Annotated in this window: 13 protein-coding genes; 3 read left to right on the forward strand and 10 right to left on the reverse strand. The window is 61.4% G+C overall.

The features are described 5' to 3' along the window. Positions 1-211 precede the first annotated feature (211 nt). Entirely contained in the window at positions 212-1,117 is a 906-nt protein-coding gene (nac, locus tag A6U98_RS29810; RefSeq protein WP_032980242.1) for a nitrogen assimilation transcriptional regulator NAC, read from the forward strand. A 94-nt stretch (positions 1,118-1,211) separates the two neighbouring features. On the opposite strand, the gene A6U98_RS29815 is transcribed toward nac, so the two are convergent. From A6U98_RS29815 to A6U98_RS29860, 10 genes are all read right to left on the reverse strand, one after another. After that, complete coding sequence (locus A6U98_RS29815) at positions 1,212-2,414, reverse strand: pyridoxal phosphate-dependent aminotransferase (protein ID WP_064654583.1); 1,203 nt, start codon at positions 2,412-2,414, stop codon at positions 1,212-1,214. Between the two features lie 61 nt (positions 2,415-2,475). Then, the gene (locus tag A6U98_RS29820; RefSeq protein WP_064654521.1) at positions 2,476-3,243 is read right to left on the reverse strand and encodes a 5-oxoprolinase subunit PxpA; all 768 of its coding nucleotides are present in this window, start codon (positions 3,241-3,243) and stop codon (positions 2,476-2,478) included. Positions 3,244-3,280: 37 nt separating this feature from the next. Then, positions 3,281-4,276: a biotin-dependent carboxyltransferase family protein gene (locus A6U98_RS29825; RefSeq protein WP_064654522.1), complete on the reverse strand. Its 996-nt coding sequence runs from the start codon at positions 4,274-4,276 to the stop codon at positions 3,281-3,283. Further along, on the reverse strand, positions 4,273-4,980 hold the full coding sequence (pxpB, locus tag A6U98_RS29830) for a 5-oxoprolinase subunit PxpB (protein ID WP_064654523.1): 708 nt from the start codon (positions 4,978-4,980) through the stop codon (positions 4,273-4,275). The genes A6U98_RS29825 and pxpB overlap by 4 nt, the downstream gene beginning before the upstream one ends. Continuing rightward, positions 4,977-5,414, reverse strand: a complete 438-nt coding sequence (locus A6U98_RS29835) for a biotin carboxyl carrier protein (protein ID WP_017958248.1) — start codon at positions 5,412-5,414, stop codon at positions 4,977-4,979. The genes pxpB and A6U98_RS29835 overlap by 4 nt, the downstream gene beginning before the upstream one ends. After that, the gene (accC, locus tag A6U98_RS29840) at positions 5,411-6,796 is read right to left on the reverse strand and encodes an acetyl-CoA carboxylase biotin carboxylase subunit (RefSeq protein ID WP_064654524.1); all 1,386 of its coding nucleotides are present in this window, start codon (positions 6,794-6,796) and stop codon (positions 5,411-5,413) included. The genes A6U98_RS29835 and accC overlap by 4 nt, the downstream gene beginning before the upstream one ends. Further along, positions 6,796-7,239, reverse strand: coding sequence for an acetyl-CoA carboxylase biotin carboxyl carrier protein subunit (locus A6U98_RS29845; RefSeq protein ID WP_064654525.1), 444 nt, complete (start codon positions 7,237-7,239; stop codon positions 6,796-6,798). Before A6U98_RS29845 ends, accC begins: the two co-directional genes overlap by 1 nt. A 163-nt stretch (positions 7,240-7,402) precedes the next feature. Further along, positions 7,403-7,693 (reverse strand): type II toxin-antitoxin system RelE/ParE family toxin, encoded by a 291-nt coding sequence (locus A6U98_RS29850; protein WP_017958251.1) that lies wholly within the window; start codon positions 7,691-7,693, stop codon positions 7,403-7,405. Beyond that, entirely contained in the window at positions 7,681-7,959 is a 279-nt protein-coding gene (locus tag A6U98_RS29855) for a CopG family ribbon-helix-helix protein (protein WP_064654526.1), read from the reverse strand. The genes A6U98_RS29850 and A6U98_RS29855 overlap by 13 nt, the downstream gene beginning before the upstream one ends. Before the next feature lie 179 nt (positions 7,960-8,138). Then, positions 8,139-9,209, reverse strand: a complete 1,071-nt coding sequence (locus A6U98_RS29860) for a LacI family DNA-binding transcriptional regulator (RefSeq protein WP_082934011.1) — start codon at positions 9,207-9,209, stop codon at positions 8,139-8,141. Between the two features lie 221 nt (positions 9,210-9,430). On the opposite strand from A6U98_RS29860, the gene A6U98_RS29865 reads away from it, so the two are divergent. Next, a complete protein-coding gene (locus A6U98_RS29865; protein ID WP_064654528.1) occupies positions 9,431-10,384 on the forward strand; it encodes a sugar phosphate isomerase/epimerase in 954 nt (317 codons plus the stop codon). Positions 10,385-10,444: 60 nt separating this feature from the next. Further along, entirely contained in the window at positions 10,445-11,677 is a 1,233-nt protein-coding gene (locus A6U98_RS29870) for an ABC transporter substrate-binding protein (RefSeq protein WP_064654529.1), read from the forward strand. The last annotated feature ends 78 nt before the right edge of the window (positions 11,678-11,755 follow it).

The following is an 11,755-nucleotide window of genomic DNA, read 5'->3' on the forward strand; positions in this document are numbered from 1 at the left end:
AGCTTAAACCCCTTGCCTAAGACCGATTATCTCTGGAGCAATAAGCAACGGTTATGGAGCCCGCGCAGGCTGCTGAAGAAGAGAAAGAGCTGATGCCGGGCATCGTCTTGCGGCGTCCGGGCCTGAGGAAAGCAGCGACGGCGTCGCGTTGCAAAAGCAGTGCGTGTCTGCAAATGTAAGCAGCGCAGATCAGAACGGTACCTCGATCCTCATGGACATCAGACGCCTCAAATCTTTCATCGTGATCGTCGACAGCGGCAGCATCACGCGAGCGGCGGACCTTTTGCATATCGCCCAGCCGGCGCTCAGTCAGCAGCTTGCGGCACTGGAGGAGCATTTTGGCCACAAGCTGCTGATCCGCAGCCAGCAGGGCGTCAGCATGACCGATGCGGGACATGCGGTGTATCGCCATGCGCAGATTATCCTTCGGCAGATGGAGCAGGCGCAAGCGGATGCATCCGCAGCCGGCAATTCGCTTGCCGGGCGTGTGTCCGTCGGCCTCGTGCCCTTCAGCAGTGCGGCCACGCTGTCGGTCGACCTCCTGGCGGAGACCCGCAAACGACATCCCGGTATTCTGCTGCACCTGACCGAAAGTGTCGGCCAGACCTATAGCCAGATGATCATGAATGGCCGGCTGGAGATGGCGCTTCTCCATGGAACCGGACCGATCAAGGGTGTCCGGTTCGAGCCGATCCTGAGCGAAGAGTTTTTCCTTGTCGCGCATCGGGACTTTGCCATCGAAGCGGATGCGAAACCGGTTCCGCTCAATGCTCTGGACGGAATACCGCTGCTGCTGCCGCCGGCCTATAATTTCGTCCGCCGCGCGGTCGATACCGCCTTCACGCGCACGCGAACCAATTTGAAAGTCGTGGCGGAAGTCGAGATCGTCCGCACGCTGGCCCGCGCGGTGGGCAGCGGTCTCGGCGCGACGATCATGCCGAAAGCCATCGCCGACCGCATCGTATCGGAATCGAGTGAGCCGCTGATCTGCCGGCTCGTGTCGCCGCGGATCGAAGAAACCCTGTCGCTGTGCGTTTCCGACCAGAATCCCCTATCGGAACCGGCCCTCGCCGTCAGAGACATCCTTCTCGAGCTGACGGCGCGGCTTAAAAGCTAGAGCATGATGCCGAAAAGTGTGAGCGGTTTTCGGACGACATCATGCTCCCTTCCTTTGCTTTAGATCTGAATTCAGATCTAAAGTGCGACGCCGATCAGCGCATATCCTTGCAGAATTGAGCTATGCGCGCGCATCCTTCGCCGAGTTTTTCCATGCTCGTCGCGTAGGAAATACGGAAGAATGGGCTCATTCCGTAAGCCGCTCCTTGCACGGTCGCGACATGATGCTCGTCGACGAGCGCCATGACGAAATCGACATCGGTCTCGATCTTTCGACCGCCCTTGCTGGTCTTGCCGATCAGCCCCGAGATATTCGGGTAGATGTAGAAGGCGCCTTCGGGCCGATGGCAGCGCAGCCCTTCCACCTCAGACAATCTGTCGAGAACGAAGTCGCGTCTTTCCTTGTAGATCGCCGCACGCTCCTTCAAGAGATCCTGAGGCCCGTCCAGGGCTGCGGTCGCCGCAGCCTGGGTCAGCGTCGCGATGCCGCCACCATTCTGTCCGTTGACGTTGCTGACGGCGGAGATCAGGTCTTTCGGCCCGGCACAAAAGCCGAGCCGCCAGCCTGTCATCGCGTACGCCTTGGAAACGCCGTTCATCGTCAGGACGCGATCATAGAGCCTGGGCTCGACTTCGGCGATCGTGCAGAACTGGAAGTCGTCATAGACCAGGTGTTCATAGATATCGTCGGTCATGATCCAGACATTGGGATGACGCAGCATGACCTCGGCGATGGCAGCCATCTCCGCCCGGGAGCAGGCGGCTCCGGTCGGATTGTTCGGGAAATTCAGGAAGAGCCAATTGGTGCGCGGCGTGATCGCCGCCTCCAGATCCTCGGGACGCAGCTTGAAGCCGGCCTGCTCGTGGCAGGGGACGGCGACCGGGACACCGCCGGCGAATTTGACGATATCGGCATAGCTGACCCAAGAGGGTGTCGGAATAACAACCTCGTCGCCCGGATTGCAGGTTGCCAGCATGGCGTTGAAGATCACCTGCTTGCCGCCACCCGACACCACGATCTGGCTGGCATCATAGTCGAGATTGTTGTCCCGTTTGAACTTCTTGATGATGGCGGCCTTCAGCGCCGGTGTGCCGTCCATCGGAGGATATTTCGTATCGCCGGCAAGAGCGGCCGCATGGGCCGCCTCGATCGCGTGCGCCGGAGTGGGGAAATCCGGCTCGCCGGACGAGAGGCTGACAACTTTGATGCCTTTGGCGGCCAGTTCCCTGGCGCGCTGGGTCATGGCGGCGGATGCGGAGATGGAGACGTTTTTCAGGCGGTCAGCGATGACGGACATCGACATGGTCCTTCGATGAGAGATGGGAACGGGAAACCGCCCGCGGGCGATCGGGATTGCGTCAGTCGGCGAGTTCGGCGGCAGGCGCGAGCGCAGCACCCGTGGCTTCGATCTCGCCGCGTACGATGCCGGCAAGCTCGAGGGCGCCGGGTGTGTCGCTGTGGACGAGAATGGAGCGGGCCGGCATCGCGATCACGGCTCCGTCGATTGTCTCGACCGTGCCTTCGAGCAGGAATTGCCGCACACGCGCACGCACCGCGGCTTCGTCCTTGATGACGGCGCCCGGCAGCCCGCGCGCGACGAGTTTTCCGCTGGCGTCATAAGCCCGGTCGGCAAGGAAAAGCGCCAACGTCTTCAAACGCGCGCGTTTGGCCGCCTGCTGAACCTCGCTGCCATGGGTAACGAAAACGACGAGACCAGCGTCCACCGTGGCGATCGCATCCATCATCAGATCGGCCAGCGCAGGATCGCGATTGACCATATTGCCCATCGCCGCGTGGAAGCTGATATGGGAGACAGTGACACCCTCGGCTTTGGCGATCGCCATTAGAGCCCCCAACTGATAGAGCATCTGCTGGCGAAGCTCGTCTGCCTGGAATGGTATTTCGCGCCGGCCGAAGCCGAGCCGATCAGGCAAACCGGGATGCGCGCCGATGCCGACGCCGTTCAGCTTCGCAAGCCGGACCATTCGCCCCATGATCTCCGGGTCGCCGCCATGGAAACCGCAGGCGATGTTGGCCGACGAGACGAGTTTCATCATCGCTTCGTCATCGCACAGCCGGTAGGGACCAAATCCTTCGCCCATGTCGGAATTCAGATCGATCTTCATCAGTTCCTCCTTTTGACGGCCTGTTGGGCGACACGCATCAGGCCATCGCCTTCAAGGCGCGCTTGACCATTCGGGATGTCTGCCTGACGTCTTCGACATAGCGGGCGACAGCCTGTTCCACCGTGCGCGCCTCCGCATGCGTCGAGCGAACGAATTTCAGGCGGGCGCCGATGCGGGCTTGCCCAAGCCGCCAGAGATCGCATTCGATCACTCCGGCGATCTTCGGATATCCGCCGGCGGTGTTGGCATCGCTCATCTGCACGATCGGTTCGCCGCCGGGCGGAACCTGGATCACGCCGGGCACGACGCCGTGGGAGCGCATCTCGATGGATGCTGTCGGCGTGATCGGCTCGCCGGACAGGCGGTAGCCCGTCCGGTCGCTTCGGGAGGAAATCCTCCAGGTCTGGCTCCAGAAGGCTTCGCCATCTCCGGCGAAAAGATCATGCTCGCCGGCCGGCAGGGCGCGGATCGGCAAAACGCCGTCGACAGTGGCCGGGAAGACATCGCGCAGCGCCACGGCCGGTTCGACGACGGCGAGACCAGAGGCCGGCAACATGGCCATCTCTGCGTCCTCGCCGACCGCGATCCGATCGCCCTTCGCCAGGGGCCGGCCGGCATTGCCGCCGAAGCCGCCGCGGAGCGATGTGCTTTGCGAGCCCATGACAACTGGGATATCCAGCTCGCCTCCGAGCGCAACATAGGAGCGTGCAAGCCGCGGGGGCTGTTTCAGTCCGAGAACCTGTCCGGGTTCCGCGAGATAGGCGCACCAGGGAAGCAGTTCCGATCCATCCAGATCGGGATTGCCGTCGGCACCGGTAACGGCAAAGACGACGCGCCGCTCGAAACGCAGGCAGAACGGGAACGTCTGCACCTCTATCGCGGCGGCATCTTCGTCATTGCCGACGAGAATGTTGCCGATCCGGACCGCGAGCGGATCCATCGCGCCGCTCGCCGATACGCCGATGTCGCGATAGCCGGGGCGGCCAAGATCCTGCACTGTATTGAACGGGCCGCTTTCGATGATCTCGATCATAGCTCAATCCCTGCTGGCAGGAACCGCACCGTATCTCCCGGCGCCATCATCGCGGGGGTCGGTGACGTGGGATCGAACATCTCAAGCGTCGCGAAGCCAATGGAGTTCCAGCCATTCGGACCTGTGAGCATGGCGACGCCGGTCTGCATGCCGCCGATGGTCACGCAGCCCTTCGGCATTTTCAGCGAGGGCACGGTCTTTCGCGGCATGTAGATGCGCGGATCGAGACCATGCAGATAACCGAAACCGGGAGCGCTGCCCAAGGCGAACACACGGTAGGTCGCTTCATGATGGATGCGGACGACCTCGCGGTCGCTCAAGCCCGAGAGATCGCAAAGGGCTGGAAGATCCGTCGCATATTCGCCGCCATAATGGACGGGGATCTCGATGGTCTTGCCCTTGAGATCGATGCTGCGGGCATACTCCCATGCCTCCAGCAGCCGAGCGACCACCGCATCGGGATCCTCGGGAGTCTCCTTGAAGATCACCAGCAGATTGGTCATGCCCGGGATGTTTTCCGCAAGGTCCGTCCAACCTTTCACAGTCTGGGACAGAGCCCAGATCCGCCGCTGCGCGATAAGGTCGAAGTCGCCTGGCGCTTCGAGCAGGAAGGATCTGGCGCCGATCGAGGAAACCCGCGCCAGGCTTTTGGCGGCCGGAACGATCTCGCGTTGCGATGCATGTCTGTTCGTCGTGACGATCATGACTGGAGCTCGATTTCGAACAGAGGATCACCGAAGCCGACCAGCGCACCAGGCTCGGCGAGCAGCCTGGTCAAAACACCGGAACGGCCGGCGCGAAGAGGAAGCAGGATGTGCCCTACCCCGACAAAGCCAACGATATCCGCATCGGATACGGATCGCGGTAGATTTTGCGGCGCGGCGGAGGCGGCCGGGTGCTCGACGCAGAAGCGGCCCGCCATCGGCGCCTTCACGACGGCGGATGCGGAGCCGGGAGCCAAACCAGGAGCATGGGGCGTCGCTTCGGGCGGGCTGATCCGGGCGCCATCTTTTCCAGCGACGACGATGCGAAGCTGTCCGTCCGGCCGGGAGATTTCAAGACCGTCCACGCCTGCGGCCATCAGCGCCTCGGTGAGCAATGCGATCGTCGCCGGATCGCTGAAATCGATCGCGCTCATGCCGCCCTCCGCAGCTTCAGCCATTGTTCGAGATAGTGAATGTCCGTCTCGCCGCGCGCGAATGCGCCGTCCTCGAATAGGGCGCACAGGAAGGGGATGTTGGTGGAAATCCCCTCGATCTCAGTACCGGCAAGCGCTTCGCGCATTCTTGCCATCGCTTCCGCCCGCGTCGGCGCATGGACGATCAGCTTGGCGATCAGCGAATCGTAATAGGGCGAGACCTTGTAGCCGGTATGAATATGCGTATCGACGCGGATGCCTGGTCCCGCCGGCAAAGCCAGGTGGGTGACGACACCCGCCGACGGCAGGAAGGTTTCCGGGTCCTCGGCGTTGATACGGCATTCGAAGGAATGGCCTTCGCATGTCACATCGCCTTGGGCGAGATTCAGAAAGTGACCCTGAGCCGCCTTTATCTGCGCCTGGACGATATCGACGCCGCTCGTCATCTCGGTGACGGGATGCTCGACCTGAAGTCGCGTGTTCATCTCGATGAAATAGAAAGCGCCGTCCTCATAGAGGAATTCGAAGGTTCCGACGCCCCGGTAGCCGATCTGAAGGCAGGCCTCTACGCAAGCCAGGCCGACCGGCTGGATGATGTCGGGTGCGATCCCCGGCGCCGGCGCCTCCTCCACCACTTTCTGATGGCGGCGCTGCATCGAGCAATCCCGGTGTCCGAGCCACACGGCATTGCCGTGATCGTCGCAAATGACCTGGATCTCGATGTGGCGCGGATGCTCTAAGAATTTCTCCATGTAGAGCGCGGGGGAACCGAAGGCCTTGCGGGCCTCTTCCCGCGTCAGCGCGATTGCTTCATGCAACACATCGGCCTTTGGCACGACGCGCATGCCGCGTCCGCCGCCGCCGCCGGCTGCCTTGATGATGACAGGATATCCGATTTCCAGCGCTATGCGCTCGATCGTGGCGGGGTCATCGGGCAGCGCGGTGTCCGGACCGGGAACGCAGGGCACGCCGGCCGCCGTCATCGCGCGCTTTGCCGCGATCTTGTCGCCCATAATCGCAATCGATGACGCGGTCGGACCGATGAAGATCAGCCCCGCCTTTTCGATGGCGTCGGCGAAGGCGGCGTTTTCAGACAGAAAACCGTAACCTGGATGGATGGCGCCTGCACCGGCAAGACGCGCCGCCAGAAGGATGGCATCCTGATTGAGATAGCTCTTGGCGGCAGTCGACGGGCCGATGCACAGAAAACTGTCTGTGGTCTTGCCGTAGGGCGCTCCCCTGTCCGCCTCGGAGCAGATGGCGACCGTCTTCAGGCCGAGCTCACGACAGGCGCGTTGGATCCGGGCGGCGATCTCGCCGCGATTGGCGATCAGAACGGTATCGAAGCGGCCGGCCGCAGATTGTTCAGGCGTTTCCGGCATCAGGCAATCTCCGCCAGCAGGTCGCCGGTCTCGACCTCGCCGTCGTCGATTTCGGTGAGGTGCGTAATGCGCCCTGACCGCGGCGCAGCGATCGTGTTGAAGACCTTCATTGCCTCGATGATGAAAAGGGTCTGCCCCTCCTCCACCTCGTCACCGATTGCGATGAATGGCGGTTCCCCGGGCGACGGGGTCCGGTGCAGAACGCCGAAGACGGGCGCCTTCACCGCATAGGAGGTTTTCTCGACGCTCGAAGGCGCATGGGAGCCGGCATCATCGGCAAAGCTCGTCGTCGATCCTGCCTTTTGCTGGGGCTCGGCAGCAGCCTCCTGACCCTGCGACGTGCGGAAAATCCGCACCGTCACGTCCTTTTCGGTCACGGTCAGCTCGGTAATGTTCGATCGTCCGACAAAGTCGATCAGCGTCTTGATCTTCGAGAGGTCCATATGCGTGCTCTGAATTTCAGAATTCCACCGCGCAGACCTGAAGTTTCAGATCGCCCGGCGTTGTGATTTTCGTAGCACGACGCGCCGACTGATGGGGTCAGACGAAGTTTTGATGGAGTTCAAGCGGCCTTGCTGAAACCTATCGTCGGCAATGGCGCCCGTGTCAGAACCCTGCTTCCTTCTGATGCCGTACGGTTAGGATCGTCAAAATGTCGCCATCAATACGATAACGGGCGATGTATCCGCTATCTCCAAAATCGATGAGCCACTCCCGATAGTGCTCGGGCAAGTCCTCGATGAGGCGTCCAATATGGGGATGTGCGCTGAGGACTCTCAAGCCGTTGAGGATAGTTTCGGCTGCTCGCTTTGCGGCCGATGGGTTTTTCAGCCGCAAGAACTCCCGTAGCCGCTCAAGGTCGCGAATTGCGGCGGGGGAGAAGACTACTTGTGGCATTCGGGTGCGGACAACTCGTCGTCAGTTCCCCAAGTCGAAAGCCATTTTTCGACCTCGGCGCCGGTGACATGCAGTCCCGTCGCTTTAAATTCATTCCAGGCGTCAAGCGTCTCCTGTCGCAGCGTCTCACGCTTCTCCTCGCGCTCAACATATTGCGCAATAGCTTCCCGCATGATCCAGTGGGACGAGCGGCGGCGAGCTTCGGCCAGTTGCTGAACGCGGCCCTTTAGCTCATCATCGAGCTTGAGCGAGGTTGGCGATGCCATGAGACCTCCTTAGTCAAAGGTATTACCCGGCGCTAACTTAGGCTTTCCTACAGTGTTTGTCTATGAATGCGTTCAACGAACGCACAAAGCTTTTCTGACGGATCACGGCCGTTACGAGGCTTGAACTAAAGGCCCGTGACATCACCATGTCCTTCTGTGCATAGCCGGTTCCAGCTCCGTCAGTTCTTCGGAGCAGCGATGCTCTCCCGCAAGATCAGGCTGCTGCGGATGACGGTGCGAACCGCCGCCGTATTCTGCCTCTGGTCAATGGCGTCGAGCAGGAGATCCACCGCGGCGCGCCCCATCTCTTCCACCGGCTGCTTGATCGTCGAGAGTGGCGGAGAGCAAAATTCGCAGACGGGGGAGCCGTCGAAGGAGACGACGGACACATCACCGGGAATACTTAGGCCCGTCCGCTGGATACGGCTGACAAATGAAATGGCCATGTCATCGCTGGTCGCGATGACTGCTGTCGGTTTTTCGGTCAACTCGGCGAAATCATCCGCCGCCTGGACACCAATGTCGAAGCCGTGCTGATAATCGAGATGGCCACCCGAGCGATGCACCGAGTCCTCGGACAATCCTGCCGCCTCGAGCGCCTCGAGCACGCCGCCGTAACGCTCGACATCGTGATAGTTGCCTTCAGGCCCTGCAAGATAGAAGAACCGTCGATGACCCAATCGGATCAGTTCGGCCGTGACGTCGCGCACGGCTTCGCGGTCGTTGGTAACGACGCTCTGCAGGCCGGCATCGCTCATGTCGAGCAGCATCGACACGATCGGCAGGCCGGAATTGGCCAGCGAGCGTCCGTCAACCTCCGGAAGCTTCGACGACAGGATGATGGCTCCGCGCACGCTGCCGCCGAAGGCGAGGTCGAGAATGTGCCGCTCGGAAATCTCGTCGCGGTCGAGGTTGGCGATCATCAGGTTGTAGCCGCCCTGGATCAGCGATTTATTGATACTCTGCAGCACCTGCGGAATGACCTGGGAAGCACCATAGTAGAGAGATCCCGGCAGAATGATCATGATGATGTTGGATTTGCCGACCCTGAGACCGCGCGCCATCGCGTTCGGGGTGTAGCCCAGTTGCCTCGCCGCGGCATTGATCTTGGCGCGCGTCTTTTCATTGACCCGTCCGGGATTGGCGAGCGCCCGGCTCACTGTCGATATCGCAACGCCGGCGAGCCGCGCGACATCGGCCATCAACGCGCCTGATTGATCCTCTCCGACTACATCCTTGTTTTTGTTCACGGTTCTTTCTTTCCCTCGGATGCTTTTGTTTGCAACTCTAAGACAAGCGGCAGCTTATAGCAAACGTTTGCCAAAAACCGCTTGCGTAAAAAAACAGCTTGGCTATTATCTAATCATGGCAAACGATTGCCAAGCGATATGCATTGAAAATTCTACGACTTATGAATGCGGAACGGCCCTTTCCGCAAACGGATAGGTCATGCCTTGAAAAGGGAGTGATTATGGCTGCTGACGACAGGCTGCGCTTCGGCGTCGATCTCGTGACATTCTTCCATCCCGGCTTTTGGGACGTCGATAGCCATGACGCGATCGTCGACTATGCACGCGCCGAGCCGCGCGCCTTCTGGGACAAGATCCTCGACAGCGTCCAGGCTTCCGGCGTTACCGGCGTCGAGCTGACCTTCTCTCCCTTCAACTGGCAGGACGCCATCAAGACCTACGGTTCCGTCGACGCCTTCGCGGCCGAGCTGGCAAGACGCGGTCTGACGCTGTGCAGCGGCTTCTTCGCGGAACTTGAGGCGGCCGGCGACTTCGCCGAGCCCGAGGCCCAGCGCGCGCTGATCGACAAGGCGGAACGATATGCCGACTTCCTGAAAGCCTGCGGCAGCGACATCATGGTGATCGGCGCGCCGCTACGCCAGACGCTCGGTGCCCAGCCGGTGCAGTTCCATGATTTCGATCGCGCTAAGGTGATCGCCGATTTTCTGAACCGGCTCGGCGCGACCCTCTATGCCAGGGGCGTACGGCTGGCGCTGCACACTGAAGCGCACTCGATCTTTGCCGCCGCGCGCGACGTCGATCTGATGATGCTTTTGACCGACCCGGCCTATGTGCACATGTGCCCGGATACCGCCCACATCATCGTTGCCGGCTCCGATCCTGTCCAGCTCGTCGATCGCCATCACGAGCGCATGATCATCGCCCACTGGAAGGATGCGCGGGGCCCGATGCCCGCCGACACGCTGATCGACAGGCACATCCATGAACGCCACCAGCCCTATTTCTGCAGCTTCGGCCTCGGACGGGTCGACTGGCCGGCCTGGATCCGGCTGCTGCGCGACCGGGCCTATGAAGGCTGGGCGATCCTCGAACTCGATGCCGCGCCGGATCCCGTCCGCGACATCGCCAACGGGCTCACGCTCGTCCGGCAGGCGCTCCTGCCGATCTATCGCTGACAGTCATTCCTAAGACAACAAAACGCCCCGCAAAGAGGGCATTTTTCAAGAGGTGGAACAATGAAGAACATGATGAAGCTTTTTCTTGCCGGCGTGGCATTCGCCGGCCTATCTGCCTCGGCCCATGCCGAGGACAAGCCGACGATCGAGATCATGTCGTCCTGGACGTCGGGCGGCGAAGCAGCCGCGCTCAACGTCATCAAGACCGAGTTCGAAAAGCGCGGCGGCGTCTGGAAAGATTCCTCGATCGCCGGCTTCGGTGCGGCCGATGCCGCCTTCCAGAACCGTATCGTCGCGGGTGACGCGCCCGGCGCCAAGCAGGGCGTCATCGGTCTCGCTGCCGCCGATTTCATCAACCAGGGCCTGTTCAATCCGATCGACGACGTGGCTTCCTCCGGCAAATGGGCAGACGCCCTGCCGAAATCGATCCACGATCTCATCTCCTATGACGGCAAGGTCTATCTTGCGCCGACCGGCGCCCATGGCGAAAGCTGGATCTTCTATTCGAAGGAAGCCTTCGAGAAGGCTGGCATCGCGCAAGAGCCCAAGACCTGGGACGAGCTCTTTGCGGATCTCGACAAGCTGAAGGCTGCCGGCATGGTTCCGGTCGCCTGGGGCGGCCAGCCCTGGCAGCAAACCAAGGTCTTCAACATGATCCTGCTCTCGCAGGTCGGGATCGACGGCTTCCTGAAGATCTATGTCGACAAGGACAAGAGCCCGGCATCCGTCGAAGGCGTGAAGAAGACCCTTGATATCCTCGGCAAGCTGCGCGGCTATGTCGATGCGGGTGCAGCCGGCCGCAACTGGAACGACGCGACCGCCATGCTGATCACCGCCAAGGCCGGCGTGCAGTTCATGGGCGACTGGGCCAAGGGCGAATTCACCGTTGCCGGCAAGGAGCCGGGCAAGGATTATGGCTGCATGATCGTGCCGGAGTCGAAGGGCATGGTTTACATCGCCGACTCCCTCTGGTTCCCCAAGACCGGCAATGCCGAGACCGACAAGGCGCAGAAACTTCTCGCCGAAGTCGTCATGGATCCGGCCGTTCAGGTCGAATTTGCCCTGAAGAAGGGCTCAGTTCCGATGCGAGCCGACGTCGATAAGTCGAAGCTGGACGCCTGCGCGCAGAAGGGTGTCGAGCTGATGAGCGCCGGTGCAATCGTGCCGGATCAGGCGATCGTGCTGACGCCCCAGCAGGTCGGCGCGCTCGACGACTTCGTCGACGAATACTGGAGCGGCGGCTCGAACGAAGCAGATGCCGCGGCCGAGAATTTCTTCGCCATCTTCGAGTAGGATAGTACCCGTGGCGTCGGCCCGATCCGACGCCACGGCTGCCGGCTGCCGCCTCACGCGGCGTCCCGTGCCCTGCTT

Source organism: Rhizobium sp. WYCCWR10014 (assembly GCF_001657485.1).
Taxonomy (GTDB): domain Bacteria; phylum Pseudomonadota; class Alphaproteobacteria; order Rhizobiales; family Rhizobiaceae; genus Rhizobium.